The 26258-nt window shown below is 66.0% G+C and carries 22 protein-coding genes, 2 tRNA genes, 5 pseudogenes and 2 riboswitches; of the genes and pseudogenes, 10 read left to right on the top strand and 19 right to left on the bottom strand.

Annotated elements, in window-relative coordinates; translation table 11 throughout:
- Positions 1 to 198 precede the first annotated feature (198 nt).
- A complete protein-coding gene (locus HK436_RS17915; RefSeq protein ID WP_173191940.1) occupies positions 199 to 1029 on the top strand; it encodes a sulfite exporter TauE/SafE family protein in 831 nt (276 codons plus the stop codon).
- A gap of 3 nt (positions 1030 to 1032) precedes the next feature.
- Here the strand turns inward: HK436_RS17915 and HK436_RS17910 are convergent, their stop codons facing one another.
- Both HK436_RS17910 and HK436_RS17905 read right to left on the bottom strand, forming a co-directional pair.
- On the bottom strand, positions 1033 to 1743 hold the full coding sequence (locus HK436_RS17910; RefSeq protein WP_173191938.1) for a TIGR02281 family clan AA aspartic protease: 711 nt from the start codon (positions 1741 to 1743) through the stop codon (positions 1033 to 1035).
- Entirely contained in the window at positions 1740 to 1976 is a 237-nt protein-coding gene (locus HK436_RS17905; protein WP_173191937.1) for a DUF1289 domain-containing protein, read from the bottom strand. Before HK436_RS17905 ends, HK436_RS17910 begins: the two co-directional genes overlap by 4 nt.
- A 247-nt stretch (positions 1977 to 2223) precedes the next feature.
- Between HK436_RS17905 and lon the strand changes: the two genes are divergently transcribed.
- Both lon and hupB read left to right on the top strand, forming a co-directional pair.
- Positions 2224 to 4629: an endopeptidase La gene (gene lon, locus HK436_RS17900; protein WP_173191934.1), complete on the top strand. Its 2406-nt coding sequence runs from the start codon at positions 2224 to 2226 to the stop codon at positions 4627 to 4629.
- 193 nt (positions 4630 to 4822) lie between these two features.
- Positions 4823 to 5095 carry a DNA-binding protein HupB gene (gene hupB, locus HK436_RS17895; RefSeq protein WP_173193594.1) on the top strand — a complete coding sequence of 91 codons (273 nt, stop codon included), beginning with the start codon at positions 4823 to 4825 and terminating at the stop codon, positions 5093 to 5095.
- 211 nt (positions 5096 to 5306) lie between these two features.
- Here hupB and HK436_RS17890 read toward each other — a convergent pair.
- Positions 5307 to 5382, bottom strand: a tRNA-Val gene (locus HK436_RS17890).
- Positions 5383 to 5595: 213 nt separating this feature from the next.
- On the opposite strand from HK436_RS17890, the gene HK436_RS17885 reads away from it, so the two are divergent.
- A tRNA-Asp gene (locus tag HK436_RS17885) sits at positions 5596 to 5672 on the top strand.
- Positions 5673 to 5789: 117 nt separating this feature from the next.
- Here the strand turns inward: HK436_RS17885 and cobF are convergent.
- The 8 genes and pseudogenes from cobF to cbiE all read right to left on the bottom strand — a co-directional run bounded on the left by cobF (position 5790) and on the right by cbiE (position 12811).
- Positions 5790 to 6557, bottom strand: a complete 768-nt coding sequence (cobF, locus tag HK436_RS17880) for a precorrin-6A synthase (deacetylating) (RefSeq protein ID WP_173191932.1) — start codon at positions 6555 to 6557, stop codon at positions 5790 to 5792.
- 4 nt (positions 6558 to 6561) lie between these two features.
- The gene (gene cobT, locus HK436_RS17875) at positions 6562 to 7578 is read right to left on the bottom strand and encodes a nicotinate-nucleotide--dimethylbenzimidazole phosphoribosyltransferase (RefSeq protein WP_173191930.1); all 1017 of its coding nucleotides are present in this window, start codon (positions 7576 to 7578) and stop codon (positions 6562 to 6564) included.
- A 10-nt stretch (positions 7579 to 7588) separates the two neighbouring features.
- The gene (cobS, locus tag HK436_RS17870; protein ID WP_173191929.1) at positions 7589 to 8359 is read right to left on the bottom strand and encodes an adenosylcobinamide-GDP ribazoletransferase; all 771 of its coding nucleotides are present in this window, start codon (positions 8357 to 8359) and stop codon (positions 7589 to 7591) included.
- 3 nt (positions 8360 to 8362) lie between these two features.
- Complete coding sequence (locus HK436_RS17865; RefSeq protein ID WP_173191927.1) at positions 8363 to 9673, bottom strand: cobyrinic acid a,c-diamide synthase CobB; 1311 nt, start codon at positions 9671 to 9673, stop codon at positions 8363 to 8365.
- Positions 9670 to 10449: a uroporphyrinogen-III C-methyltransferase gene (gene cobA / locus HK436_RS17860; RefSeq protein ID WP_173191925.1), complete on the bottom strand. Its 780-nt coding sequence runs from the start codon at positions 10447 to 10449 to the stop codon at positions 9670 to 9672. Before cobA ends, HK436_RS17865 begins: the two co-directional genes overlap by 4 nt.
- Positions 10446 to 11209: pseudogene (gene cobM / locus HK436_RS17855) on the bottom strand (precorrin-4 C(11)-methyltransferase). The gene cobA and the pseudogene cobM overlap by 4 nt, the downstream one beginning before the upstream one ends.
- Positions 11206 to 11577 (bottom strand): cobalamin biosynthesis protein, encoded by a 372-nt coding sequence (locus tag HK436_RS17850; RefSeq protein ID WP_173193592.1) that lies wholly within the window; start codon positions 11575 to 11577, stop codon positions 11206 to 11208. The pseudogene cobM and the gene HK436_RS17850 overlap by 4 nt, the downstream one beginning before the upstream one ends.
- Positions 11574 to 12811: pseudogene (cbiE, locus tag HK436_RS17845) on the bottom strand (precorrin-6y C5,15-methyltransferase (decarboxylating) subunit CbiE). The gene HK436_RS17850 and the pseudogene cbiE overlap by 4 nt, the downstream one beginning before the upstream one ends.
- Between cbiE and HK436_RS17840 the strand changes: the two are divergent.
- Positions 12810 to 13580 (top strand): cobalt-precorrin-6A reductase, encoded by a 771-nt coding sequence (locus HK436_RS17840; protein WP_173191923.1) that lies wholly within the window; start codon positions 12810 to 12812, stop codon positions 13578 to 13580. The pseudogene cbiE and the gene HK436_RS17840 overlap by 2 nt on opposite strands.
- Here the strand turns inward: HK436_RS17840 and HK436_RS17835 are convergent.
- The 7 genes and pseudogenes from HK436_RS17835 to HK436_RS17805 form a co-directional block, all read right to left on the bottom strand.
- Positions 13547 to 14323 (bottom strand): precorrin-3B C(17)-methyltransferase, encoded by a 777-nt coding sequence (locus HK436_RS17835; RefSeq protein WP_173191921.1) that lies wholly within the window; start codon positions 14321 to 14323, stop codon positions 13547 to 13549. The two genes, HK436_RS17840 and HK436_RS17835, sit on opposite strands and share 34 nt — an antisense overlap.
- A pseudogene (locus HK436_RS17830) lies at positions 14320 to 15044 on the bottom strand (precorrin-2 C(20)-methyltransferase). Before HK436_RS17830 ends, HK436_RS17835 begins: the two are co-directional and overlap by 4 nt.
- The gene (locus HK436_RS17825) at positions 15041 to 15676 is read right to left on the bottom strand and encodes a precorrin-8X methylmutase (RefSeq protein WP_173191919.1); all 636 of its coding nucleotides are present in this window, start codon (positions 15674 to 15676) and stop codon (positions 15041 to 15043) included. Before HK436_RS17825 ends, HK436_RS17830 begins: the two are co-directional and overlap by 4 nt.
- Positions 15673 to 16860 carry a precorrin-3B synthase gene (gene cobG, locus HK436_RS17820; protein WP_173191917.1) on the bottom strand — a complete coding sequence of 396 codons (1188 nt, stop codon included), beginning with the start codon at positions 16858 to 16860 and terminating at the stop codon, positions 15673 to 15675. The genes HK436_RS17825 and cobG overlap by 4 nt, the downstream gene beginning before the upstream one ends.
- Positions 16857 to 20198 carry a cobaltochelatase subunit CobN gene (gene cobN, locus HK436_RS17815; RefSeq protein WP_173191915.1) on the bottom strand — a complete coding sequence of 1114 codons (3342 nt, stop codon included), beginning with the start codon at positions 20196 to 20198 and terminating at the stop codon, positions 16857 to 16859. The genes cobG and cobN overlap by 4 nt, the downstream gene beginning before the upstream one ends.
- Before the next feature lie 4 nt (positions 20199 to 20202).
- Positions 20203 to 21239: pseudogene (cobW, locus tag HK436_RS17810) on the bottom strand (cobalamin biosynthesis protein CobW).
- Positions 21236 to 21676 (bottom strand): DUF1636 family protein, encoded by a 441-nt coding sequence (locus tag HK436_RS17805; protein WP_312860629.1) that lies wholly within the window; start codon positions 21674 to 21676, stop codon positions 21236 to 21238. Before HK436_RS17805 ends, cobW begins: the two are co-directional and overlap by 4 nt.
- Positions 21677 to 21713: 37 nt before the next feature.
- A riboswitch (cobalamin riboswitch) is annotated at positions 21714 to 21914 on the bottom strand.
- 60 nt (positions 21915 to 21974) lie between these two features.
- A riboswitch (cobalamin riboswitch) is annotated at positions 21975 to 22171 on the top strand.
- Between the two features lie 31 nt (positions 22172 to 22202).
- Here HK436_RS17805 and HK436_RS17800 point away from each other — a divergent pair.
- The 4 genes from HK436_RS17800 to cobO are packed head-to-tail and all read left to right on the top strand — an operon-like array spanning position 22203 to position 24251.
- Positions 22203 to 22379 carry a CbtB domain-containing protein gene (locus HK436_RS17800; protein WP_173191913.1) on the top strand — a complete coding sequence of 59 codons (177 nt, stop codon included), beginning with the start codon at positions 22203 to 22205 and terminating at the stop codon, positions 22377 to 22379.
- 15 nt (positions 22380 to 22394) lie between these two features.
- On the top strand, positions 22395 to 23126 hold the full coding sequence (locus HK436_RS17795) for a CbtA family protein (RefSeq protein WP_173191911.1): 732 nt from the start codon (positions 22395 to 22397) through the stop codon (positions 23124 to 23126).
- Positions 23119 to 23637: a bifunctional adenosylcobinamide kinase/adenosylcobinamide-phosphate guanylyltransferase gene (cobU, locus tag HK436_RS17790; RefSeq protein ID WP_173191909.1), complete on the top strand. Its 519-nt coding sequence runs from the start codon at positions 23119 to 23121 to the stop codon at positions 23635 to 23637. Before HK436_RS17795 ends, cobU begins: the two co-directional genes overlap by 8 nt.
- Entirely contained in the window at positions 23637 to 24251 is a 615-nt protein-coding gene (gene cobO, locus HK436_RS17785) for a cob(I)yrinic acid a,c-diamide adenosyltransferase (protein ID WP_173191907.1), read from the top strand. The genes cobU and cobO overlap by 1 nt, the downstream gene beginning before the upstream one ends.
- Here cobO and cbiB read toward each other — a convergent pair.
- Positions 24248 to 25213, bottom strand: coding sequence for an adenosylcobinamide-phosphate synthase CbiB (gene cbiB / locus HK436_RS17780; protein WP_173191905.1), 966 nt, complete (start codon positions 25211 to 25213; stop codon positions 24248 to 24250). The two genes, cobO and cbiB, sit on opposite strands and share 4 nt — an antisense overlap.
- Between cbiB and cobD the strand changes: the two are divergent.
- Positions 25212 to 26253, top strand: a pseudogene (gene cobD / locus HK436_RS17775) (threonine-phosphate decarboxylase CobD). The gene cbiB and the pseudogene cobD sit on opposite strands and share 2 nt — an antisense overlap.
- The last annotated feature ends 5 nt before the right edge of the window (positions 26254 to 26258 follow it).

Raw genomic sequence — 26258 nt, 5'->3', positions numbered from 1 at the left:
CCAAGGCGGCTAGTGGTCCGTTTCCGCACTTCGCATCGGCCTTTGGGGAGGAGCGGAAACGCAGGACTGTCAGCAACCTCAGGGTTTCGCCCGGACGTTCGAGGTTGACATTCGGTCGGTGAGACCATCGTCAGCCGGAGATCGAATGTCCAATTCGCTTCATTCGACAGTTCATCCGCATCGAGAGAGGGAATTCTGATGGCCGGACTTGACCTGCCGATGGGCGAACTCGCCACATTCGCACTCGCCATCGCCGCATCCGGCGTTGTTTCCGGCCTCATGGCCGGCATTTTCGGCATCGGCGGCGGCGCCGTGCTGGTGCCGGTATTCTATCAGGTCTTCGGCCTGCTCGGCGTCGACGAAGTCGTGCGCATGCACCTTTCCGTCGGCTCGTCGCTCGCCATTATCATCCCGACCTCGATCCGCTCCTTCACCGGGCACCGCGCCAAGGGCGCGGTCGACATGTCGCTGCTGAAGAGCTTCCTGATTCCCGTGCCGATCGGCGTCATCCTGGCCTCGCTCACGGCGGCCTACATCTCGAGCGGCGGCCTGCGCGTCATTTTCGCCGTCATCACGCTACTGGTCGCCTTTCGCCTGCTCTTCAATCGCGAAAGCTGGCGTGTCGGGGCGGATATTCCGGGAAATCCGGTGCGCGCCATCATCGGCATGCTGATCGGCTATTTCTCGACGTTGATGGGCATCGGGGGCGGGGTGATGAACAACACCTTCATGACGCTGTTCGGCCGTCCGATGCATCAGGCCGTGGCAACGTCTTCCGGTGTCGGCGTACTGATCGCCATTCCCGGTACCATAGGCTACATCTGGGCCGGCTGGGGCAATCCTCTGCTGCCGATCGCGTCGACCGGCTACATCAACTGGATAGCTGTGGCGCTTGTCATTCCGATCGCGCTGCTGGTCACGCCGTACGGCGTGCGGATCGCGCATGCGCTGTCGAAGCGTCAGCTCGAAGTCGGCTTCGGCCTGTTCTGCATCTTCGTGTCTGCGCGCTTCTTCTGGAGCCTGCTTTAAGCGTCAATCGCGCAGGATCAGCCTTTCGCCGCGCATGTCGAAGCCGGACAGCGTGCCGATAAAGTTCATGCCGAGCAGGCTGCGGTCGAGCCGCCCCCGTTCGGCCACCATCACCGGTACGCGGTTGCGGACAATGTCGCCGATGCGGATTTCGTCCGCCACCACGCGCGCGGCGCGCGCCTCGCCATTGGCGGTCATGATAGGGATGGTGAAGGAAAGCGTGTCGGGTTCATAGCCGGCGCGGCTCGCGTCGTCGTAAGTCAGGACCGTGCTGGTCGCGCCGGTGTCAACCATTGTCATGACCGGTGTGCCGTCGATCTGTGCGCGGACCTCGAAATGGCCGTTGGAAAGCCTGTCCAGCATGACGGCGGCGCGTCCGTCGGCATCGCTTACCGATAACGGGCTGCCGGGGATCAGCCCCGCCGTTACACGGCTGGCGATGTCCTGCAACTCGTAGCGGTACTGATACCCACCCATCAGCAGCAGGATGATCAGCAGCCAGATGGCGCCGGTACGCACGGCGTGGCTGAGGCGGATACCGGAACCGACGATACCGGCCGCGATCACCGCGCCCAGCACGCCGAGATAGAGCGTACGGGCAAAGGCTTCGTCCTCGAAGCCGAACACGGTACCGCTGTCACCCGAAGCCAGGAGCAGGATGAGCCCGACGGCCAAAACGCCGAGGACGATCCAAAGGAGCCTGTCGCCCTTCATTGCGTGGTTTCACCCCTTTCGCGGGCTAGTCTGGTCCGGCGGGTTTCGCGGCGCGGCCTGCGTTCGACGGTCTCGAGGCGGGCCGGCAGGGCAGCCATGACGGCGCGCCTCGTCTCGGGCGTCATCGTCAACCACGCCCCGATCTCCTCGCGCGTGCGCCCGCAGCCGAAGCAGTAACCGGTCTTCATGTCGATGGAACAGACCAGGATGCAGGGAGATTCGATCGCCGTCATAAAGTTTCCTTGGCTCGTCAGTTTCCACATGGGACAGGCGCGAAAGCAATGCAAGTGTGTGTCCCCTTGCGCCTTTTGCGCCTCTTGATCTTTCCTTGCTGCAACGCCAACTAAGCATCGACCCGGTCGCTCGGAAATCCGTGCTGAAAGGCGCCGAAAGAGCTTCGGCGGTAGGCGGATGGCCCGGCGATCGCTAATATGAGATCGCGGTCGGCCCATGTGCGGCCGCGAAATGAAAGGTTGGACAATGACCAAATCATCCCGGTCCTCTGACGCAGGCGTGTTCGCGGTTCTCCCGCTGCGGGACATCGTCGTGTTTCCCCACATGATCGTGCCCCTGTTTGTCGGGCGCGAGAAGTCGATCAGGGCGCTGGAAGACGTCATGGGGGCTGACAAGCAGATACTGCTTGCAACCCAGATGAATGCAGCCGACGACGACCCGGCAGCCGATGCGATCTACGATGTCGGTACGCTGGCGAACGTGCTTCAGCTTCTCAAGCTGCCGGACGGCACCGTGAAGGTGCTCGTCGAGGGCACCGCGCGTGCGAAGATCAGCGCGTTCACCGATCGCGAGGATTTCCACGAGGCCAAGGCGGAAACGCTTCTGGAGCCCGAGGAGGAAGAAGTCGAGATCGAGGCGCTGGCGCGCTCGGTGGTCTCCGATTTCGAAAACTACGTCAAGTTGAACAAGAAGATATCGCCGGAGGTGGTTGGCGCCGCCAGCCAGATCGACGACTATTCCAAGCTTGCCGACACCGTTGCCTCGCATCTTGCCGTGAAGATCGGCGAGAAGCAGGAGATGCTCGCCACCTTGTCGGTACGTGAGCGGCTCGAAAAGGCGATGGGCTTCATGGAAGCCGAGATTTCGGTGCTCCAGGTGGAAAAGCGCATCCGCTCGCGCGTCAAGCGCCAGATGGAGAAGACGCAGCGCGAGTACTACCTCAACGAGCAGATGAAGGCGATCCAGAAGGAACTCGGCGAGGGCGAGGACGGCCGCGACGAGGCTTCCGAGCTGGAAGAGCGCATCAAGAAGACCCGCCTGTCGAAAGAGGCGCGCGAGAAGGCTGACGCCGAGCTGAAGAAGCTGCGGACGATGTCGCCGATGTCGGCCGAGGCAACAGTGGTGCGCAACTACCTCGACTGGCTCCTTTCGATACCGTGGCAGAAGCCGTCGCGGGTCAAGAAGGACCTGAGCTTCGCCGAGGAAGTGCTCGATGCCGATCATTTCGGCCTCGACAAGGTCAAGGAGCGCATCGTCGAATACCTCGCCGTGCAGAGCCGGCAGAAGAAGCTGAAGGGGCCGATCCTCTGCCTCGTCGGGCCTCCCGGCGTCGGCAAGACATCGCTCGCCAAGTCGATCGCAAAGGCCACGGGCCGCGAATATGTTCGCATGGCGCTGGGCGGCGTGCGCGACGAGGCCGAGATCAGGGGCCACCGGCGCACCTATATCGGCTCGATGCCCGGCAAGGTCATCCAGTCGATGAAGAAGGCGAAGAAGTCGAACCCGCTGTTCCTGCTCGACGAGATCGACAAGCTCGGGCAGGATTATCGCGGCGATCCGTCTTCGGCGCTGCTCGAGGTGCTCGATCCCGAGCAGAACATGACCTTCATGGATCACTATCTCGAGGTCGAATACGATCTGTCGAGCGTGATGTTCGTGACCACTGCGAACACGCTCAACATTCCGGCCCCGCTGATGGACCGCATGGAGATCATCCGTATCGCCGGCTACACCGAGGACGAGAAGGTCGAGATCGCCAAGCGGCACCTTCTGCCCAAGGCTATCCGCGATCACGCGCTTCAGCCGAAGGAGTTCTCGATCACCGACGAGGCGCTCAGGGCGGTCATCCAGCTCTACACGCGGGAAGCCGGCGTGCGTAATCTCGAACGCGAGCTGATGAAGCTCGGCCGCAAGGCCGTGACCGAGATACTGCGCACCAAGAAGAAGTCTGTGAAGGTGACCGAGAAGAACCTTGCCGATTATCTGGGCGTGCCACGCTTCCGCCACGGTGAGATCGACGGCGAGGACCAGGTCGGAGTGGTCACCGGACTTGCCTGGACCGAGGTCGGCGGCGAACTGCTGACGATCGAGGGTGTCATGATGCCCGGCAAGGGCAAGATGACCGTCACCGGCAACCTGCGTGACGTGATGAAGGAGTCGATCTCGGCGGCGGCGTCCTATGTCCGTTCGCGGGCGGTCGATTTCGGCATCGAGCCGCCACTCTTCGACAAGCGCGACATCCACGTCCACGTGCCGGAGGGTGCTACGCCGAAGGACGGCCCGTCTGCCGGCACTGCGATGGCAACGGCGATCGTTTCGGTGCTGACGGGCATTCCGGTGCGCAAGGATGTCGCGATGACTGGCGAGATCACCTTGCGTGGCAGGGTCCTGCCCATTGGCGGCCTCAAGGAAAAGCTGCTGGCGGCGCTTCGAGGCGGTATCAAGAAGGTGCTGATCCCCGAGGAGAACGCCAAGGATCTGGCGGATATCCCGGAAAACGTGAAGAGCGGGCTCGAAATCGTGCCGGTTTCGCGCGTGGGAGAGGTACTAGGCCATGCGCTGGTGCGCATGCCTGAGCCGATCGAGTGGGTCGAGCCCGTCGAACCGGCGGCCGCAAAGGCCGAAGCCGGCTCTGCTGCACTCGCTCACTAACGCTCGCGAGCGCAAAATCGACAAAAAGGCCAGGCGATTGCCTGGCCTTTTTGTCTCAAACCCGCAGAAAACCGGGAAAAACCGGGGTCCGGAACGCTTTTCATACTTGGTCGGCAAGGCGGGATTTCCTACACTCCGCATCCTGCCGGTTGAGTCGAATGGCCGGCCTTTCACAGGGAAGGGAATTTTTTTAATGAACAAGAACGAACTCGTATCCGCCGTCGCGGACTCCGCAAAGCTCTCCAAGGGCGACGCCCAGTCCGCCGTCGACGCGGTGTTTTCTGTCATCACCGGGGAACTGAAGAAGGGCGGCGACGTCCGTCTCGTTGGCTTTGGCAATTTTTCCGTTTCCAAGCGTGAGGCTTCCACCGGTCGCAACCCGCAGACCGGCGCCGAGGTGCAGATTCCGGCCCGCAACGTGCCGAAGTTCTCCGCCGGCAAGGGCCTGAAGGACGCAGTCAACTGAGACTGTCCCAAGGCTGAACTTTGAAAAGCCGGGCTTGCCCGGCTTTTCTTTTGCCCGCGCAAGGTCGTCCGCGAGGTGGGCGGCAGGTATGAGCGCCGAGACGTCGATGCCGCGCTCGCGGCCACATCAGGTTTATACGCCTGGAAGCCATCACCCCGCAAAGACGAGGGTTGAGCTTATGGATGCGCTACAGGGTCAGCAGGCTTGGAAGTGGTGGGCGATGACAGGCTCGAACTGCCGACATCTTCGGTGTAAACGAAGCGCTCTACCAACTGAGCTAATCGCCCTTCCGGGGCGGACGTGTAAGCGTTCCCAGCGGGTTTCGCAAGCGAAAATAGGGCGCTTTCAGCATGGCTGGCCAGTCGCGGGCGCCGCGATCCACAGGCGCTCCAAATGCTTTTGAAGATTGTCGAAAATCGGTTGCCGGTGTGCTTGACACCAATGGGAGAAGCGCTTAATTCACGCCCACGACAAACGCCGCTGACGGCGAAAGTCGCTGCGCGGGTGTAGCTCAGTCGGTTAGAGTGCCGGCCTGTCACGCCGGAGGTCGCGGGTTCGAGCCCCGTCACTCGCGCCATCTTCCCAAGAGATTTGCAGCCCATTTCCGTTTGCCGGCACATTGTGCCGGCGGGTAAGCGCGTCGCACGTGTTCCGGGCCACGATACCAGTCACTCAGACTGAATGAACACCGACGTCAGCTCGACAGGTTGCCCGACCTTTTCCGCAGCAGATAGGTATCCATGATCCAGCCATGCCGTTCACGCGCCTCGGCGCGGGTTGCCCTGATTTTTCCGGCCACCTCGGCCAGCGGTCCAGAAATGGCAATCTCGTCTTTAGAGCCGAGATAGGCTCCCCACCAGATTTCGAAGCGGTCCATCTCGAGTTTGCCGAACGACAGGCCGCCGTCCAGCATGACGAGAACGCTCTCGGCGTCATCCGGGAAGCCGTGTTCAGCCAGCCGCCTGCCGGTGGTGATGTGGACGCTGCCCGCGACCTCGTTCACCGGGATTGCGTGGCTCGCTGCCAGCGCCTGAATGCTCGAAATGCCGGGGATGACCTCGATCCTGCAGGCCGGGTCGTTGCGCAAGCGCTCCAGGATGCGCAGCGTGCTGTCGTAGAACGCCGGGTCGCCCCACACCAGAAAGGCGGCCTTCCCGTCGACTGCCGTGTGCCGCTCCAGCAGGGTCCGGTAGGTGTCCGCGATGGCTTGATGCCACTCGTCGACAGCCTCTCGATATGGCATGGCGCCGTCACGTGCGGGCAGCTCGAACTCGATCAATCTCGTGTCCGGATCGGTCAGGTAGCGCCGGCATATCTCCAGCCGCAGCTCCGCGAGCTCGGCCTTCTCTTCGTCCTTGCGCGGCACCAGCACGATGTCGGCGCGGTTCAGCGCGCCGATCGCCTGCATCGTCATATGCTCGGGATTGCCGGTGCCGATGCCGATGACGAGCAGGGTTCGCATACCGTCAGCCTTCCGAGACGCCGGCTTCGGCAAAGGTGGCCATGCCGGCGTGGCAGGCCAGCGCCCCTCGAAGCACGTTGATGGCGAGACAGGCGCCGGACGCTTCGCCGAGGCGCATGCCAAGGTCGAGCAGCGGTGCGAGCTCCAGATGCGCCAGCAGCTTTTTGTGCTGGGCCTCGGCTGAGACATGGCCGGCCAGCGCATGTGCAAGGCCGTCCTGCGAAAGCCGGGCGAGGGGCGCGGCGGCGGCCGTCGCCACGAAGCCATCGAGAAGGACGGGAATGCGGTTTAGGCGTGCGGCCAGCATTGCACCGAAGATTGCCGCTAGTTCCCGCCCGCCGACACGCCGCAACGCCTCCAGCGGGTCGGCAAGTGCCTTGCCGTGCAGGGCGATCGCGGCATCGACCGTCTCTGCCTTGCGGGCAAGTCCCGCATCGTCAACGCCTGTGCCGCGTCCGACCCAGTCGTTACCGGTGCCCCCGAAAAGGGCGGCTGCGAGCGCTGCGGCCGCTGTCGTGTTGCCGATCCCCATTTCGCCCACGCAGATCAACCCGGCATCGGCCGGCACTGCCGCCATGCCGGCACAAACCGCGGCGACGAATTCGTTGTCGCTCATCGCCGGCGCCTTGGTGAAGTCAGCCGTGGGCCTATCGATTTCCAGCGGCGTCACCTTCAGCGATGCGCCTGCCTGCTTCGCGAGTTGATTGATCGCGGCTCCGCCTGCGGCGAAGTTGGCGACCATCTGCGCGGTGACTTCCGCCGGGAAGGCCGAGACGCCGCGCGCCGTCATGCCGTGCGAACCGGCGAAGACGAGGACGGATACCGGATCGAGAACCGGCACCGTTTGTCCTCGCCAGCGAGCGATGAACGTCGCCAGTTCCTCAAGCCGGCCAAGGCTGCCGGGGGGCTTCGTGAGCAAACCCTGTCGTTCGGCTGCAGCCTGCGCGGCGGCTTCGTCGCCGCCGGGCAGGGTGTCCACGAGGGAACGTATGGCGTCGATCCTGTCGGGAAGCTCTGTCATTTGGTCTCCGTCAGATAAGCATGGTTGTTGCCGCTACCAGCACCGCGATCTCGCAGCATTGCTGAAGCGTGCCGAGCACGTCGCCTGTCTGGCCACCGATCTGCCGCATCGCCAGCCGCTCAAGCCCAAGCGAGAGGGCAATCACAAGCAGGGCAGACACAAGCGCGAATGCAAATCCGCCCGGCAGCAGCAGCGCGAAGCCGATTGCAGCGGCGTACAGGGCGGGTTGGCTGTCGACGCGGCCGACTCCGGCCGACAATCCGTCCAGCCGGGCAGGCTGCACGCGGGCCATGAAGGCGGGAATCGCTGCTCGCGAAGCCGCATGCGCGCCGACGAGTACGGCGATCATCGTGAAAGTGCCGGATGCCGCCAGCATGGCTAGCGCCGACCAGCGCATGAGCAGGGACAATACCAGCGCGATCACCCCGTAGCTGCCGACGCGGCTGTCCTTCATGATTTCCAGCTTGCGCTCCCTCGTCTGTCCGCCGCCGAACCCGTCCGCGACGTCGGCCAGGCCATCTTCGTGGAGCGCACCCGTCAGCAGGGCGCCTGCCGCAAGCGCCAATGCAGCGGCCAGCGGTGCAACCACGCCCAGCGCGTGCGAAAGCCAAAGCGTGGCGCCGATCACCAGCCCGACCACCACTCCGGCAACTGGTGCGGCCCATTGCGCCCTGGCGAAATCGCGCTCTCCCGGATCAGGGATCGGCAGGCGGGTGTAAAAACCGACGCAGCAGGCGATGTCGGCCAGGAGCGCTTTCGGGTCGAGCAGGGATGAGGCCATCGCTCAGTTGCCCGCGATAGCGTGGAAGAATGCGCCGGTGACGAGGCCGCGCCTGCCGCCCGAGGCGCCGAGCGCGTTGCCGGCAGCATCGAACAGTTCGGCCAGCGGCTCGTCGTTGCCGGTTTCGATCACGCGCGAGTAATGGAATTCGTGGCCGCGCAGCTCCGCGCCGGCTGTCGCGACCGGGCAGTCGGCGATGAGATGGGCGCGGCGATAGCCCAGGTTGATCTTGCGTTTGGCGAAGCTGGTGACATGGCCGAGCAGGCCCGCCATTTCGTGCATCACGCCGTCGGCGTCCTCCAGTGCTGCGCCGAGAACCATGTAGCCGCCGCATTCGCCATGGACAGGGCGGTTGCGGGCGAAGGCTGCCAGTCCCGTCTTGAAACCCGCCGCAGCCGCGAGCCTGCCTGCGTGAAGCTCGGGATAGCCGCCCGGCAGCCAGCACACATCGCAGGATAGGTCCGGTGTCTCGTCCGCCAATGGCGAAAAGGGCACGAACTCGGCGCCAGCAGAGCGCCACTGGCGCGCAAGGTGCGGGTAGACGAAACTGAACGCCGCATCGTCGGCGATCGCGATCCTCTGACCCGGCGGCGGCAGCGCCGGCGCGCCTATATCGCTCGCTGCGATGGGACCGGCGCATGCGATGACGGCTTCGAGGTCGATGGACTGCTCCATGACATCGGCCAGGCGTTCGATGAAGGCTTCCAGCGCTTGATGCTCGCGCGCCTGCACTAGGCCCAGATGGCGCTCCGGCATGGCCATATCCGGGTTGCGCCGGATCGCGCCGACGACCGGGATGCCACGCTCTTCGATTGCCGTGCGCGCCTGCGTCTCGTGCCGCTCGCTGGCCACCTGGTTGAGCACCACACCTCCAACGCGTACCGCCGGGTCGAAGCTGGTGAAGCCATGGGCGATCGCTGCCGCTGTCTGTGACTGCCCCGACACGTCAAGCACGAGCAGCACCGGCAGCCCGAAGCGTCTTGCGAGATCGGCGGCGGAGCCGGTGCGGCCGTCGTCACCGCGTACGCCATCGAAAAGGCCCATGGCGCTTTCGGCGATAAGGATGTCCGCTCCGTTGACCTGCCGCGCCAGTAGCGTCTCCAGCAGCGGCGGATCCATCGCCCAGCTATCCAGGTTTACGCCCGGCCGCCCCGTCGCCGCTGCATGAAAACCCGGATCGATATAGTCAGGCCCGGATTTGGCGCCGGCCACGACCAACCCGCGCCGCTGCAATGCGCGCATCAGGCCAACCGCGACGCTGGTCTTGCCCGAACCGGAGCGCGCAGCACCCACGATGAGACCGCGTGCGCTCATCGGCCAAGCCTTTCGCGCATGGCGACAATGTCGCCGATGATCACCAGGCCAGGCGAGGCGAGACCAGCCTCCGCCGCGCGCGCGGCAATCGTGCCGAGTTCGGCGACGACGATCCGCTCGCTGGCCGTTGTGGCGGATACGATGGCTGCCACGGGTGTTTCCGGCGCCGTTCCGCCGGCCATCAGCGCGTCGGCGATGCGCCCCAACCGGCTCATGCCCATGTAGACGACGATCGGCTGACCGGTCGCACCCAGCGCCGCCCAGTCGAGATCGTCGTCCTCGCCGGCGAGATGGCCAGTCGCCAGTATGATCGCTGTGTTGGTGCCGCGCATCGTGGCCGGGATGGACGCGGCGGCAAGCGCCCCGAAGGCCGCCGTTATGCCGGGCAGGAAGCGAAACGCCATGCCGGCCTCGGCGAGCGCCAGCGCTTCCTCGCCGCCACGGCCGAAGAGGTTCGGGTCGCCGCCCTTGAGGCGCAACACCCGCTTGCCCGAGCTGGCCAGCGAGACCAGCAGTGCGTTGATTTCGGATTGCGGCGTCGATGGCTGGCCGCCTCGCTTGCCGACGAAGTGCAGCTCCGCACCGTCCGCGGCCTCCAGTATCGCCGGTTCTACAAGCGCGTCGTAAACGATCGCATCGGCGCATGAAAGTGCGTGCAGAACCTCCAGCGTCAGGCAGCCGACGCCGCCCGGTCCTGCGCCTGCGAGCCAGACGTCGCCCGGCGCAAAAGACCGGCCTGCGAAATTGAGCCGCTCGATGGCCGTCGCGAGGCTCATAAACCCTCCCGTCCGCGGAAGCGGCGCTGGTAGGCGGCGTCGTAGAGCGCGCTTTCGCGAAAACCTTCAGCGGCTAGGCCACGGCCAACGAAAACGATCGCCGTGCGGTCGATGGGGTCGTCGGCGACCATTGCCTCGATTGTTTCCAGCGTGCCGGTGATGACGCGTTCCTCCGGCCATGTCGCGCGCGCCACCACGGCTACCGGACAGTCAGCGCCATAGACGGGGGTCAGCTCCGCCACGATCCTGTCAAGCGCATGGATGGCCAGATGAATGGCGATCGTCGCCTGCGTGCGCCCGAACGCCTCCAGCGTCTCGCCTTCGGGCATGGCCGAGGCGCGGCCGGACACCCGCGTCAGAACAAGGCTCTGCGCCACCCCGGTATGGTCAGTTCGCGACCGAGCGCGGCTGCCGCTGCTGCAAAGGCGGGAACCCCGGGTGTGAGCGTATAGGGTATTCCAAGCCGGTCGAGCCTGCGCATCTGCTCGGCCACTGCGCTCCAGATCGAAAGGTCGCCGGAATGCAGCCGCGCCACGTCGTGCCCGGCGGCATGCGCTGCCACGTACTCGGCCTCGATCTCGTCGAGGGATAGCGGCGCGGTGTCGACGATGCGGGCACCTCCCGGGCAATAGGCGAGCAGTTCGATCGGGACCACCGAGCCCGCATAGAGGCAGACGGGGCAGGCAGCAAGCAGATCGCGCCCACGAACGGTGATAAGGTCTGCCGCGCCCGGTCCCGCGCCGATGAAGTGAACGGTCATGAGCGAAGCCCCGTGCTGGCCAGCGCGCATGTCGCGCCGCTGGCGATGACGCGGGGCCCGAGCAGATAGGCGCCTTCGCCGGCCCCGGCGAGTGCCGCCGCCTCGGATGCCGAGCCAGTGCCGGTCGCGGCCAGCGAATGCGAAGATTGCGTAAGCGTTTCCTTACCGATGGCGGCTGAGACGATCAGGCCGACACCGAGCGTCCGCGCTGCCGCACCGATTGCCGGTTCATTCTGTTTCTGCGGTAGCACCGCCAATGCGCCCAGGGCGGCCCGGCTCAGGCCATGAGCGGCGAGTGCGGCGTCGATCGCTGCAAGCACCTCGGCTTCTTCCGTGCCTTTTTTGCATCCCATGCCGGCGACGATCATGGCTTCGTCCATATCCACTGCGTCACCGGCATCGCCGGGCGCCAGCCGGTCATGGTGCCGACAGGGGCCGCCCGCGACAGAGCGATGCGGATGAGGTCGCCGCCCAGCCGCGCGTGCAGACCGGCAAGAAGAGTCTCCGTCTCCACCGTCACGGCGTTCGCCACCAGCCGGCCACCCGGCTTCAGCGCTTCGATGGCTGCTTCCGCCACGCCATCGTCGGCACCGCCGCCGCCGATGAAGATCGCGTCCGGGACAGTGAGGTCGGCGAGGGCGGCAGGCGCGGAGCCCTCGATCACCGAAAGCTCCAGCACGCCGAGGGTGTCGGCATTGAGGCGAATGCGTTGCGCGCGATCCGCGTGCTGCTCGATGGCGACTGCGCGCATGGAGGGATGTTTCAGCATCCACGTTATCGCAATCGAACCGGATCCGGCGCCGACATCCCACAGCAACTCCCGCGGCGCGGAGCCAGGGCGGAGAGCGTCAATGCGCGGATCTCGCGTTTGGTGATCTGGCCGTCATGCTCGAAGAGGTCGTCGCCGATGCCGGCGAGCGGCAGGACCGATGCGCGGTCGTCGGCGACCACCTCGATACCGAGCACATTGAGCGGTCCGAATTGCCGATCGCCTGTTTCGCTGGCCTTCATATCGGTCCGCTGCTCGTTCGGGCCGCCCATGGCTTCCAGTACGCAGACGCTTGAGGCGCCGAAGCCCAGCTCCGTTATCATTCGCGCAATTGCCGCCGGTGCTGCACCATCCGAAGTCAACGCGAGGACGCGCGTTGCGGGATGCAGCAGCGGGCGCAGGAACTCGATCCGTCTGCCGTGCAGCGAAATGGTCGCGACGTCCTGAAGCGGCCAGCCGAGCCGTGCTGCAGCGAGGCTGAAGGCTGAAAGGGCGGGAAAGACCGCATATTCCGAAGGATGCAGGTCGCGCGCCAGCGTTGCGCCGACACCGTGGTGAAACGGGTCGCCGGAAGCCATCACACAGACTTTCTGGCCTACTAGGTCAAGCACGGCGGTAACATCGAACGGGGAGGGCCATTGCCGCTTTTCCCCGGCGATCAGCGGTGCGGCCAGTTCGATGTGCCGCGCCCCACCGAACACGAATGCAGCTTCAGCGATTGCAGCACGCGCCGCCTCGCCGAGCCCGGCTAGGCCATCCTCGCCTATGCCGACGATGCTCAGCCAGGGTTTTGCGGTTGCGCGTGCGGCGCTGTCTTCTCTAGATGGCGTCATGGCCATCCCGCATGTTCTCATCCTCGGCGGCACCAGCGAGGCACGCGTGCTTGCCCGCCGTCTCGTTGCGCGCGGCGACATGCGCGTGACACTGTCGCTCGCCGGGCGAACGGAAAACCCGCTGCCGCAGGCCGGAGACGTACGCGTCGGCGGCTTCGGTGGCGCACCGGGGTTGGCGCAGTGGCTGCTGGCAGGGCAGGTCGACGTGCTCGTCGACGCTACGCACCCGTTCGCCGCACGTATCACCGCCAATGCCGTTGAGGCGTCGCGTGCGGCCGCCGTGCCGCTCGTGCGGCTGGAGCGAGCGCCATGGGAGCCGCAGCCCGGCGACGACTGGGTCGCGGCCTGCGACATCGACCACGCGGCGGCTCTGCTCGGCGAAGCGCCGCGCACGGTGTTTCTCGCCATCGGACGGCAGGAAGCCGGTCGCTTCGCTATCCGTCCGCAACACCGCTACATCGTGCGAAGCGTCGAGCCGGTGGACATGGCTGAGCGGATCGCCGGCGCGCATTACATCCTCGATCGCGGACCGTTTGCGGAAGCCGACGAACACGCGCTTTTGCTTGCGCACGGCATCGAGATCGTCGTTGCCAAGAACAGCGGCGGCGAGGCCACCTACGGCAAGATCGCGGCTGCGCGCCAGCTTGGCCTGCTGGTCGTCATGGTCTCTAGGCCGCAGCCGCCGGTTGGGGATGCCGCAGCGACCGTGGACGAAGCCATCATGCGCATATGCAGTCATGCTGGCCTGCCGGTTGATCGCGGCGAATAAACGAGGGGCGGCAATCCATTACGCGGGACCGTTCTCGTTTCGAGCGAGCCGACAATGACGCAGGTCGCCATGTCGGCGAGCGCGCCCTCGGCACCCGCCAGATCGGTCAACGTCATTTTCTCGTCAGCCCTGCCGGCTGCGCGACCGAAGACAACCGGCACGGTCTCGGGCAACTCTTCTCGCAGGATCGTGAACGCCCTGTCGAGCTGCCAAGGTCTTGCGCGGCTGACCGGATTGTAGATCGCGATCACGAAGCCGGCTGAAGCAGCCGCGCGCAGGCGCTGTTCAATCGTTTCCCAGGGCTTGAGGTTGTCGGACAGCGACAGCGCGCAGAAATCATGGCCGAGCGGTGCGCCGACACTGGCTGCCACGGCAAGCATCGCGGTCACGCCCGGCACGATCGAAATTTCCAGTTCCCGCCAGGTTTCCGGTCCTGCCTCGATGGCCTCGCACACGGCTGCTGCCATGGCAAAGACGCCGGCATCGCCGCCGGAAACCACGGCTACCTGGCGGCCGCTTGCCGCCAGTTCGAGTGCCGCCGAAGCACGCGCAATTTCTTCCCGGTTGTCGGAGCGGTGTGCAGTCTGGCCCGGCAGCAGCGCGATGCGGTCGAGATAGGGACCGTAGCCGAACAGGTCGCTGGATGCTTCGATCGCCGCGTGAGCTTCGGGCGTGAGCTGGCGCGGACTGCCCGGCCCAAGCCCTACCACGGTCAGCCGGCCTGTGGTCGTTTGCTCATTCATCGTCGCCCGCTCCATCCCGGCACGAGCACGATGGAAAAGTAGGGAGCCGCATCGTCCGGCCGTTCGGACAGCCGGGCAAACGTCATTTCTGCCATCGTGGCGCGCTCGACATAGATTGCCTCGTCGAGCCGTCCGGCGATGTCGAGCGCGCGACGGATACGCGGCAGGTTGCGCCCGACCTTCATGATGACGCACGCCTCGGAAGCCGAAAGGCGCCGTGCGAGCTCATCGTCAGGCAGGGTGCCGGGCAGCACGCACAGGACGTCGTCGCCCTGGGCGATGGGCGCGCCAACCGCCGACCAGGCGCCGGACATGGCCGTGACGCCCGGAATCACCTCGGTCGGAAAACGGTTCGCAAGGCGCACGTGGAGGTGCATGTAGGAGCCGTAGAAAAGAGGATCGCCCTCGCTCAGCACGGCGACGCTGCGGCCGGCTTCCAGATGTGCGGCAACCGAGGCTGCGGCTTCCTCGTAGAACGTGCCGATCGCCGAGCCGTAAGCGTCGTCGCTGCGCGCGATTTCGGTGGTGACCGGGTAGAGTAGCGGCAGTTCCACCAGCCCAGTCGCAAGTGCCCCGCCACGATGCGGCGCGCATTGCTGGAATTGCCGCGCTTGGCGAAATGGGCGATCACGTCGGCCTCCGCCAGTGCGCGCACCGCCTTCAAGGTTAGCAGTTCCGGATCGCCTGGGCCGGTCCCGACGCCAATCAGTTTTCCCGTCACAGTCCCGGCCTCGCGAGTGCGTTGATCGCAGCGGCCGTCATCGCGCTGCCGCCCAGCCGTCCGCGCACGATGGCAAACGGCACGCCGTGGCTGCCTTCGGCCAGTGCGTCCTTGGATTCGGCAGCACCGACGAAGCCGACCGGCATGCCGATGATCGCAGCGGGTTTCGGCGCGCCGGCCGACAGCATGTCGAGTAGATGAAACAGTGCCGTCGGCGCATTGCCGATCGCGACGACGGCGCCGGCGAGGTGATCGCGCCAGAGTTCAAGTGCGGCGGCAGAGCGCGTATTGCCCATGCTTGCGGCAAGCTCGGCGGTGCGCGGATCGCGCAGCGTACAGATCACGGCATTGTTGGCCGGCAGGCGGGCACGGGTGACGCCATGGGCCACCATTTCGGCATCACACAGGATCGGCGCGCCGTCCGTCAGGGCTTTGCGCCCGGCAGACACGAAATCCGGCGAGAAATGAAAGGCTTCGGCTGCCTCAACCAGCCCGCAGGCATGGATCATGCGAACCGCGATATCCGATTCCGCGACGCTGAAACGCGACAGGTCGGCTTCTGCGCGGATGATGGCGAAGGATTTTTCGTAGATCGCCGTTCCATCGCGTATGTAGTCGTTCGCTGCCGTCATGCACTCCGTCTCCGCGCCGCAGCGCCATGGCTTTCGGCGATGCGCTTAAGCCGCGCGCGCATGGCGTCGTCCTTCGTTTCGATTTCGTAGCCTTGCGCCCCGCCGATCAGGGTCGCGGCCGCCCGTCGCGGGTTGGCGCACTGCTTGGCACAGCCGGAAAGATGAACGATCCCGCTTCCATCCGGTATCTCCATTGCCAGGGCAGCGGCGATCGCCTTGGTAGCCAGATGAGCGGAGGCACACGCTGGCGCCCCGGCGCAGGTCACGATGCGCAGCCTGGGATCGCTCGCTTCGGTCACGAGACCAAGCCGGGTGGCGGTCTCGACCAGCGTGCGTTCTTCGGCCTCTGACATGTTCAGCACCAGCAGTCCACGGCCGGGCGCAAGCCGGAAGACCGTTTCCGATTCCGCCGCTTGTGCAAGGGTTCTGAGGCTGCTCGCATCGATCTGGCCGAAAGCCAGCGCAATGCCGCGTGCCATCCTGCCGTCGCGCAATGGAAAGCGCCCGACCGGCAGCGTCGCTTGCGCCGGGGCTCTTTGCGGGGTGGGTTTCAGGCTGGCGGAAACCGCGCTTATCGCGGCGTCGTCCAGGTCGCGACCGCGCGCGCCGGGGCCGCGTTCCGACAGATGGTCGAGCACGAAGATCGCCGCATCGACAGCCGCGTCCGGCCCACCGGTGCCGACCACCGTGCGGCCTGCTTCCACCAGCCACTCGCGTGCCGAGATGGCTCGGAGCCGCACATCCGCAACAAGTACATGGAGAGGCAGGGCGCCGCCGCCATCGATCACCACCGACAGCTTGGGCGCAAGCCGGTCGGCAAGCGGCAGTGCCCGTTTTCGGATCGCTTGGGCAATCCGGAGGGGGTCTGCAATCTCCCCGGCGTCGAGCCCGGCAAGCGCGCCCGTCCGTACTTCGATGCCTGGGTGGACCGCGATGCCCAACTCCGCGACCGCATCTGCAAGGACGCCCGCCGAAGTGCGTGTCAGTCCCCTGATCTGCAGGTTGCCGCGGGCGGAGATTTCAAGCTGGCCGTTTCCGAACGCTTCGGCTGCATCCGCCACACCGGCAAGCTGGTGGCCCGTAAGCGCGCCGTCGGCGGGGTTGAGCCGCGCAAGCAGGCCGTCGCCGGTCTGCATCGGCGCGGACAGGGAAGGGCAGGCGCCCCGGCGCAAGTCGGTGCTCATGCGGCCTCCTCCAGCGCCTGCGCCTCGGCGATGAGCGCGGCCAGATCCTCGTCGACCGAATTGCGCAGCGGATGCCAGAGCCCGCGCCGGCGTGCCGCCGCGAACCGCTCGGCGATGGCGCGGGCGGCTGCCGGGTTCTGGTCGAGCAGGAAGGCGCGCACCACCGGGTCGCCGAGATAGGCGTCGTGCACATCTTCCAGCAGGTTGCCGGGGATCGCTTCCGTCGTTTCGGCAAAACCCACCAGACGATCCACAGTCTCGGCAAATTCCGCGCCGCCGCGCGGGCCGTGGCGCATCTGGCCAGCGATGAAGCGCGGATTGAGCGCGCGGGCGCGGACGGTACGCGTCACTGCGGAAACGATGGAGTGGCCGCGCGGCCGCGCCGGATCGGTGACGTCGAGCATGACGATGTCGGCCTTGCCGCCGAGCGCCGCGACCGCCGCCGCGAAGCCTCCGACGAAGGCGACGTCCGCCGAACCTTCGAGAATGTCGCGGCCGGGGTCGTCGCTGACATGCACGAGCAGGTCGGCGCCGGCGATACGTTCAGCGAACGCGCCGGGCACGGCCAGGCCCTCGCCATCCACGCCGCCATAGGCATGGCTGGCGGCGTCGAGATAGGCGCGCCCGAGTTCCGCACGCTCGTCCCATGCGCCGCTCGCGAGCTTCTCCTCGATGCCGGAGCCATAGGTACCGGGTGCGGACCCAAAGATTCGAACGGGCCGCGCATCACCAGAGCGGCGGCCAGCGACCAGCGGGTTCTCCGAAGCGGCCTCGTCGCGCGCAGCGACGGCGGCAACCGCTGCGTCGATCAGAGCGATCTGGGTCGGGAACATGTCGCGGAACAGGCCGGAAATACGCCAGGTCAAGTCGACGCGCGGGCGCCCGATAGCGGCAGGCGGCAGCACCTCGATGCCGGTGACGCGCCCGGTCGCATGGTCCCATTGCGGGCGGCAGCCCATCAGCGCCAGCCCCTGCGCGATTTCCTCGCCGCCGGTACGCAGGGAGGCCGAGCCCCACAGGTCGATCACCATCGCGCGCGGATAGTCGCCATGGTCCTGCATGTAGCCGTGCACGACCTCTTTTGCCGCCGCCTCGCCGAGCGCGGCGGCGGTCGGCGTCGGCAGCGTGCGCGGATCGGCCGTGAACAGGTTGCGGCCGGTGGGGAAGACATCGGTGCGGCCGCGCGCCGGCGCACCGGAGGGGCCGGCGGCAATGCGTCGGCCGTCGAGTGCGGCGAACAACGCTTTTCGCTCCGCTTCGGCGCTGGCCTTGCGCACCGTGTCGACTTCCCCGTCCGGGCTGCGGCCATAGATGTGCAATCCGTCCTTGACCGCGAAGTCCTTGAGGTCGCAGAGCCACGCATCGATCTGCAGCAATGCCTCGTCGGGATTGTCGGTGGAAACCCCAGCATCGCGGGCAAGGCCGGTTTCGGCTGCGGTTTCCACGATGAGCTTGGCCAGCCGGTCGCGCCGCCGCCGGTCGAGCCCGTCGGCCTGTGCGTACTCGTCGACCAGCCGCTCAAGCATCTGCTGCTCTTGTGTCAGTCCCGCGCCGACCAGCGCAGGAGTCAGGTGCCCGAGCGTGACTGCCGCGATGCGCCGCTTGGCCTGTGCGGCCTCGCCGGGATTGCTGACGATAAAGGGGTAGATGACCGGCAGCGCGCCGGCAACGATCTCGGGGAAGCAGCCGTTCGACAGCGCGACCGTCTTGCCCGGCAACCACTCGAGCGTGCCATGCGCACCCACATGCACCAATGCGTGGCTGCCAAGCGCTTCGCGCAGCCAGACGCCGAATGCAAGGAGGGCATGGCGTGGCGGAAGAGCCGGATCGTGATAATCGACGCGCCTGTCGGCGGAGCGGCCGCGATCAGGTGCAAGCGCGACGGTGACATTGCCGAACCGGGCTGCGCGGAAGCCGAACATGCCGTTCGGCGCATCGTGTTCGGGATCACCCCATGTTTCCTGTAGCGCCTGCGCGGATTCGGAAGGCAGGCTCGCAAGTGCGCCCCGATAGACATCAAGCGCAAGTGCATCGCTTTCGCGCTTAAGCAGCCGCATCAGCTCGCGCGCTGAAGCGGGAATCTTCTCAACCGCATAGCCGGCGTTCTTCAGGTTGTGCAGCATCTCCAGCACGCTTTGCGGCACATCGAGGCCGACGGCATAACCTGTACGGCCGGCCGCCGCCGGGTAGTCGGGAACGAGGATCGCCACACGGCGCTCGGCGGGCGGGGTCCGTTGCAGCGTGACGAATGCCTCGATGCGGGCGGCCACCTGCGCGACCCGGTCAAGCTCCGGCCGGTTGACCGTGGGTCTCAACGCCAGTTGGGCGTCTGGTTCGGCCGCCTGCTTGAAGGAGATTGCGCCGGCCATAAGCCGCCCGTCGAGTTCCGGCAGGACCACATGCATCGCAAGGTCTGGCGGCGCCAGACCGCGCTGGCCTTCCGCCCAGGCATCTCGCCTCGTCGTGGCAATCGCTACCTGAAACACCGGAAGGCCGATCTCGTCGAAGATGTTCTGCTCGCCGGGTTCGGCACCGGTGGCGAAAGCCGTCGCGGTGACCAGTAGCGACGGGGCGAAACGCTTCACCGCGTCCTTGAGCAGAGCCCGCGCCGCGTCGTCGCGTAGGCTCGCAACGAAAATGGGCAGAGCACAGATACCGCGCCCCGCAAGCGCATTCGCCAGCGCAACGATGGGCGCGACGTCGTCCGCCAGCAGCATCGATCGATAGAACAGCAGCGGCACGACGGGCCTGCCATCCGGAACGACCTGCTCGGGCGTAACGACACCGTCGCCCGGCAGATAATAGCCAGCCTTCGCGATGGGTGCCGCCGTCGCCGCCTCGACAGCGTGGCCGGCCAGCCGCGCCATATGGCGCAGCGCCGATGCGAGATTGTCCGACCCTCCCTCGCGGAAACAGGCCAGCAGGGCGTCATACTCGACGTCGGAAATAGTCGAGAGCCCGGCCAGCCGCTCGTCGCGCTCGCGGCATTCGCCCGGAAGCAGCGCAAGTGCGATGCCGTTTCGCCGCGCGGTTTCCGCCACCCTGTCGCAGCCGTAGCGCCAGTAGTCGTGGCCGCCGAGCAGGCGCACCACCACCACCTTCGCCTTCCCGCCGGCGCCATCGAGCCACAGGTCGACGGACATCGGATGCCGCAAGTCGCGCAAGGCCGCCAGCCGCAGCGAGGGCAACGCGCCGTCGGCGGCCTTCCAAGCCCGTGAAAGTGCAGCAAGGTCGCTGTCGGAGAAGGACAGCGCGATCATCTCCGCCGGCTGCATGGCCAGATCGACGGGATCGATCAGGTCGTCCAGAGAGGCCGAAGATGTCGCGAGGATGTGCATCGTCTCAGGCGGCCAGAAGCTTCTCGACGGCTGCCCGATCGAGCCCCTTCAGGCCGATCACGACGAGCCGTGTCGCCTTCTCTTCTCCGGCTTCCCAGGCGCGGTCGTAGTGGTGCGAGACGCGCGGCCCCACAGCCTGTACCAGCAGGCGCATCGGCTTGCCCTCGACATGGGCGAACCCCTTCAGGCGCAGGACGTTCTCAGCCTCAGCAGCGCTTGCCACCTTGCGGGCAAGCTCCTCGGGGCTTGCGATCGCCGGAAGCTCGATGACGAAGGAGTCGAAATCGTCGTGCTCGTGATCTTCCTCGTCGTCGTGGTGCGTCTTGCGGTTCTCGATGTCGTCTTCGACGGCGAGGCCGAGGCCGAGCACGGCACCGGCATCGATACGGCCGTTGGCGACGGCAACGATCTTGACCGCGCGCGGCAGATGTTCGGCCACCGCCGCTTCGGCGCGGCGTCTGGCGGCATCGTCCAGCAGGTCGCTCTTGGACAGCACGATCAGGTCTGCGCAGGCGACCTGATCCTCGAACACCTCCTCCACGGGATCGTCGTGGTCGATCGATCGTCTGCCGCCCGCTGCTGTTCGAGCGCGTCGCGGTCGCCCGTTACCTCGCCTGCGGCAAGCGCCGGACCGTCGACGACTGCCACCACGCTATCAACCGTGACGCGGTTGCGCACTGCTGGCCACTGGAACGCCTGCACCAGCGGCTTGGGCAGGGCGAGGCCCGACGTCTCGATCAGGATGTGGTCGACCTCCGTGCCGCGCGAGAGGATCTTGTCGAGTGCGGGCACGAAATCGTCGGCGACGGTGCAACAGATGCAGCCATTGGCCAGTTCGACGATGTTCTCCTCGGAGCAGTTCTCGACGCCGCAGCCGCGCAGGATTTCGCCATCGATGCCGACATCGCCGAACTCGTTGACGATGACGGCGAGTTTCCTGCCGCCGGCATTCTCGATCAGGTTGCGGATGAGCGTGGTCTTGCCGGCACCGAGGAAGCCGGTGACGACGGTGCAGGGTATGCGCTGGACGGACGTGTTCATTTGAGATCCTGAAGGTTAGCTGCTGTGGGGACGCGGGCGATGAGGCCGCGCTTGAGCGCTTCGGGCCGATTGCGGAAAGGCATGAAACCATCAGATGAGCCGGCAAAGAGCTCCGCACCTGTCACGAGGTCTGCGGCGCTGCCGGCATCCAGCTCGCCGAAGATGTAGCTCCACGAGCCGGCGCGCAGCACGGCGGCGCTCAGGCCTCGCTTGCAGTTGCCGAGGCAGGCGACCTGCCTGACGTCGACCGTGCTGCCTGCCGCGGCCTCGCGGGTGGCGTCGGCCAGCGCCGATCCGGGTCGTGGAAAGGTTTCGGCCGGCGTGCCCGGATAGCGGCAGGAACTGCAGACGATTATGGTGACCGCGGACGCGGTCTCGCCTTCTTGCGAAGAGGCATCGAGGTCCGGTTTCAAATCGCCGGAAATTATGTCCGTCACATTGCGCTCCTTGCCCGGGAACACCCGCCGGGCGGTCAGGATTGGTTCTGCGACGGCAGGTCTCCTGGCTCACGGGTCGCTGCTCCTGCCGCCTTCCCGAAGCACCCGCTTCAGTGGCATTCGACAGGAACTATCCGTCTACAGTTGCGGGGACAGCTACGGATTTGCCCGAAAGCGCACCGTATTCCCTCTTAGCCTGTCACCTCGCGGCGACAGGACCGTCGGCGTCCATTTAGGTCGCCCGAGGTAAGGCTGTCAACGCGGCTCGATTGAAGGTTGCGGCAGCCGATGATTGCGCTATGGTGAAAGCGTCGTCGGTTTCCGCAAGGGACCAGAGGGAATGCGGTGAGGGCCAACAGCGCCCGATTCCGCGGCTGCCCCCGCAACTGTGAGCGGAGAGCCTTTCCCCAAAAGCCACTGGAGCATGCGCTTCGGGAAGGCGGGGAGGGGCTGTGACCCGCAAGCCAGGAGACCTGCCGCCGGCTATCGAAACACGTTCCCTCGGGTGGAGGGGAAAGGACGAATCATGGCTACTTCATCTGGTGCAATTGCTGCGGCATCTTCGCAGTCGCGCCTCTTGCAACTCTCGCTCGCAGGTTTTCTAGGCCTTTTCATCACCGGCTTTGTGGGCTTCTCCCACATGGAGGTGGTGCACAATGCCGGCCACGACTACCGCCATTCGATGGCATTTCCCTGCCACTGATACGAGAGTTAAGCCATGACCATATTTCGTAACGTCGTGTTCGTCGCGGCGCTCTCGGGGCTGTTCGCGGGTTTCGTGATGACCGCCATGCAGGTTGCCTTCACGGTTCCCCTCATTCTCCAAGCCGAAGCCTATGAAGGCGCGGGCGAAGAAGGTGCTGCGGCTGAAGAATCACACGATCACGGTGCAGCCGGGCACAGCCATGGCGACGAGGCCTGGATGCCCGCCGACGGGCTGGAACGAACCCTCTACACCGCCCTTGCAGCCATCGTGACCGGCATTGGCTTCAGCCTGCTGCTGGTTGTTGCATCCGAACTGGTTGGTGGGATCGCCGGCTGGCGGCAGGGACTATTCTGGGGGTTCGCTGGTTTCTCGGTGTTCACGCTTGCACCCGGACTAGGCCTGCCGCCCGAACTGCCGGGCATGCCTGCCGCCGATCTCTTCGCGCGGCAGGCTTGGTGGATCGGTGTCGTCATTGCCACGGCCGGTGGACTCGCGCTTATCGCGTTGACGAGGTCGGCGGCGCTGGCGGCCCTGGGTGCCGTGCTGATCGTGCTGCCGCACGTCATCGGCGCTCCGCAGCCGGAGAGCCACGACACGCTGGTCCCGGCCAATCTCCACCACAGCTTTGTTGTGGCGGTGACCGTGACCAACCTCATCTTCTGGCTGGCTCTCGGCGCCATAGTTGGCGTGCTGCGGCCGCGTTTCGCGCAGGGGCTCGGCGAGCCGCAAAGCAGCCTTGCCTGACCCGACCGGTACGCTGACTTTCGTCCTCGGCGGTGCGCGCTCCGGAAAGAGCCACCACGCCGAGGACCTTCTGTCAGGAGAGCCGGCGCCCTGGAGCTATATCGCGACGGCGCAGGCGCTGGACGGCGAGATGGCGGACCGGATCGCTCACCACCGTGCGCGCCGGGATTCGCGATGGCACACCGTCGATGCGCCACTGGACCTCGTCGGCGCGCTGGAAGCGTTGCCCGCGGGTCGTCCGGTTCTTCTGGATTGCCTGACCCTGTGGCTGACGAATGTGATGCTGGCCGAGCGTGACGTCGAGGCCGAATCGCAGCGGCTGGCCGATGCCCTCGCCAGCCCGCATGGGCGCTGGGTTGTCGTCGCAAACGAGGTCGGGCTCGGCATCGTGCCGGACAACGCGCTTGCGCGCCGGTTTCGCGATGCCGCAGGTCGCCTCAACCAGATGATCGCGGCGCGCGCTGATAGCGTGGTCTTTATGGTCGCCGGCCTGCCGATGAAAGTGAAGTGATGCGCGAGATCGACGAAAAGCAAGCCGAGCGCCATAAGGCCAAGATGGAGAAACGAAAGGCCGTCCAGGACGCCGAGGTCGCCGGCAAGACGGTCGAGAAGGGTCTTTTGGTCGTCAATACCGGCCCGGGCAAGGGCAAGTCGACCGCGGCGTTTGGCCTTGCCTTGCGCATGCTGGGACACGGTCGGCGGGTCGGTGTCGTGCAGTTTATCAAGGGCGCGTGGAAGACAGGCGAGACGCAGGCGCTCGAGCGCTTCGGCGATCTGTTCGTCTGGCACGCCATGGGCGAGGGGTTCACCTGGGAAACGCAGGATCTCGCCCGCGACGTGGCCGCGGCCGAGCGCGCATGGGCGAAGGCGCAGGAGATGATGGCCGACGAGAGTTTCGGCCTGGTCATCCTCGACGAGCTCAACATCGCTCTGCGCTACGACTACCTCGACCTCGGCAGTGTCGTGGCTAACCTGAAGGCGCGCCGGCCGGACCTGCATGTCGTCGTCACCGGACGCAACGCAAAGCCCGAACTCGTGGAGGTGGCAGACCTCGTCACCGAGATGGGGCAGGTCAAGCACCACTTTGCCGCCGGCGTGAAGGCGCAGGCGGGCATAGAATTCTAGAGAGCCAGCACACTTGCGGCGCCTACGCCGGCGAGGCCGATCAGCAGCGCGTCGGCTGTCCGGTAGAGTCGCAGGGCGCGGCGGATATCGGCAGCGTTGGCTTCGCGGCGGCCGCCTTCGCCCATGAAGACGTCATCGACCAGCACGCCGCCATAGGAGCGCGGGCCTGCCAGTGCGAGGCCGAGCGCGCCCGCCATGGCAGCCTCCGGCCAGCCCGCATTGGGCGACTTGTGGTATCGCGCATCGCGCCAGACCGCGCGCCATGCTTCCGCCGGCGATGCGCCCGGCACAAGCGCGGCTGCAGCGCAGATCAACATTGCGCAAAGCCGCGAGGCCGGCAGGTTGACCAGATCGTCGAGCCGCGCCGAGGCCCAGCCGAATGCAAGGTGGCGTGGTGTCCTGTGGCCGATCATGCTGTCGGCAGTGTTGATTGCCTTGTAGGCAATGCCGCCGGGAAGCCCGGCAAGGGCCAACCAGAACGCCGGCGCGACCACGCCGTCGGAGAAATTTTCCGCAAGGCTCTCGATTGCGGCACGGGAGACACCGGCTTCATCGAGGCTCTGCGGGTCGCGGCCGACGATATGCGAGACGGCTTCGCGGCCGGCTTCAAGCCCGCCGGTCTCGAGTGCGTCGGCAACTGCCTCCACATGCGCCGCAAGGCTGCGCTGGGCCAGCAGGCTGCTGGCAAGCACTGCAAGCAGCAAGAAGCCGATCCAGCCGGCAAGAAACCATTGCAGCACCAGTCCTGTCCCGACCGAAAGCACAACCAGCAAGAGGAGTGTTATGATGCCCGCCATGCGGGCTGTGGACGGCGAGTCAGCGTCGCGATTGAAGCGCGTATCCATCCATGAGATCAGTCGACCGATCCATGTCACCGGGTGTCCGATCGCGCGAAACAGGCGGTCGGGATAGCCGACGCCGGTTTCGATCAGCAGGGCAAGGAAAGCGATCAGGACGAACATGACAGCAGGCGGCGTTGATATGGCATCCGGGGCGGTGGAACATGGCGGCAGCCTGTTGCGCGCCGAGCGGCTCTATCCCGGTGCACCGAAGCCCTGGCTCGACCTGTCCACCGGTATCAACCCGCACTCCTATCCGCTGTTCGAGCTGCCCGCCAGCGTCTTTGCACGTCTACCCGAGGAAAGCCGCGCCAATGAACTCGCGGCGGTGGCGGCAGCGGCTTATGAAGCGCCGTCCGCAGCGTTCATCGCCGCGGCGCCGGGCACGCAGGCCCTGCTGCCGCTGGTAGCCGGACTGGTGCGGCCCGGCAGGGCGGCCGTGCTGTCGCCTACTTATGCCGAACACGCGCGCGGCGGCGCTGGCTGGCCACGCCGTCGTTGAAGCGCGGGATTTCGATGCCCTGTTCGAAGCCGACGTCGCGATCGTCGTCAACCCGAACAATCCGGACGGGCGTGTCTGCCTGCGAGACGACTTGCTTCGACTGGCCGCGCACCTTCGAACCAAACGCGGTTTGCTGGTTGTCGACGAGGCGTTCATGGATGTCGGCCCCCGCTATCAGAGCCTTGCGCCGGAGGTCGAGGCGGGCGGCATCGTCGTTCTGCGCTCGTTCGGGAAGTTCTTCGGCCTTGCCGGCATCCGCCTCGGTTTCGCACTAGCAGAACCGAAGCTTGCGGAGGACCTGCGCCGCCGGCTCGGCCCTTGGGCGGTCTCTGGTCCGACGCTTGAGATCGGGCTGTGCGCGCTTGCCGATACCGGTTGGCAGGAGGCAACGCGCGAACGGCTCCGGATGGACGCCGATCAGCTTGATGCGTTGCTTGGCCGGCACGGGTTGGCCGTTTCTGGCGGCACCGATCTCTACCGCTTCGTGCGCGTGCCCGGTGCGGGGGCTGTTACCGCGGCACTGGGCCGACAGGGCGTGCTGGTACGCAGCTTCGATTTCGACGAGCAGGCCCTGCGCTTCGGTCTGCCCGGAGACGAGGCCGCGTTCGGCCGCCTCGGCGACGCGCTTGCAACGGCCGTCGAGCGGACCAAACATGGTTAAAGCTC

This window comes from Neoaquamicrobium sediminum (assembly GCF_013240295.1).
Lineage (GTDB): Bacteria > Pseudomonadota > Alphaproteobacteria > Rhizobiales > Rhizobiaceae > Aerobium > Aerobium sediminum.
Note: the sequence above shows the minus strand (reverse complement) of the source record. Positions and strands in the feature narration are given on the sequence as shown.

Bases quoted from the DNA above. Each gene is read 5' to 3' on its own strand.
- cobT (WP_173191930.1), bottom strand. From the start codon at position 7,578: ATGACAGAGCTTCCCGACAGGATCGACGCCATACGTTCCCTCGTGGAC.
- cbiB (WP_173191905.1), bottom strand. From the start codon at position 25,213: ATGTTCGTCCTGATCGCTTTCCTTGCCCTGCTGATCGAAACCGGCGTC.
- HK436_RS17915 (WP_173191940.1), top strand. From the start codon at position 199: ATGGCCGGACTTGACCTGCCGATGGGCGAACTCGCCACATTCGCACTC.
- lon (WP_173191934.1), top strand. From the start codon at position 2,224: ATGACCAAATCATCCCGGTCCTCTGACGCAGGCGTGTTCGCGGTTCTC.
- cobS (WP_173191929.1), bottom strand. From the start codon at position 8,359: ATGGCCTCATCCCTGCTCGACCCGAAAGCGCTCCTGGCCGACATCGCC.
- cobF (WP_173191932.1), bottom strand. From the start codon at position 6,557: ATGCGAACCCTGCTCGTCATCGGCATCGGCACCGGCAATCCCGAGCAT.
- HK436_RS17795 (WP_173191911.1), top strand. From the start codon at position 22,395: ATGACCATATTTCGTAACGTCGTGTTCGTCGCGGCGCTCTCGGGGCTG.
- HK436_RS17910 (WP_173191938.1), bottom strand. From the start codon at position 1,743: ATGAAGGGCGACAGGCTCCTTTGGATCGTCCTCGGCGTTTTGGCCGTC.
- HK436_RS17840 (WP_173191923.1), top strand. From the start codon at position 12,810: ATGGCCATCCCGCATGTTCTCATCCTCGGCGGCACCAGCGAGGCACGC.
- hupB (WP_173193594.1), top strand. From the start codon at position 4,823: ATGAACAAGAACGAACTCGTATCCGCCGTCGCGGACTCCGCAAAGCTC.
- HK436_RS17825 (WP_173191919.1), bottom strand. From the start codon at position 15,676: ATGACGGCAGCGAACGACTACATACGCGATGGAACGGCGATCTACGAA.
- HK436_RS17850 (WP_173193592.1), bottom strand. From the start codon at position 11,577: ATGATCGTCGCCGGCATGGGATGCAAAAAAGGCACGGAAGAAGCCGAG.
- cobO (WP_173191907.1), top strand. From the start codon at position 23,637: ATGCGCGAGATCGACGAAAAGCAAGCCGAGCGCCATAAGGCCAAGATG.
- HK436_RS17865 (WP_173191927.1), bottom strand. From the start codon at position 9,673: ATGAGCGCACGCGGTCTCATCGTGGGTGCTGCGCGCTCCGGTTCGGGC.
- HK436_RS17835 (WP_173191921.1), bottom strand. From the start codon at position 14,323: ATGAATGAGCAAACGACCACAGGCCGGCTGACCGTGGTAGGGCTTGGG.
- cobA (WP_173191925.1), bottom strand. From the start codon at position 10,449: ATGAGCCTCGCGACGGCCATCGAGCGGCTCAATTTCGCAGGCCGGTCT.
- cobG (WP_173191917.1), bottom strand. From the start codon at position 16,860: ATGAGCACCGACTTGCGCCGGGGCGCCTGCCCTTCCCTGTCCGCGCCG.
- HK436_RS17800 (WP_173191913.1), top strand. From the start codon at position 22,203: ATGGCTACTTCATCTGGTGCAATTGCTGCGGCATCTTCGCAGTCGCGC.
- cobN (WP_173191915.1), bottom strand. From the start codon at position 20,198: ATGCACATCCTCGCGACATCTTCGGCCTCTCTGGACGACCTGATCGAT.
- HK436_RS17905 (WP_173191937.1), bottom strand. From the start codon at position 1,976: ATGACGGCGATCGAATCTCCCTGCATCCTGGTCTGTTCCATCGACATG.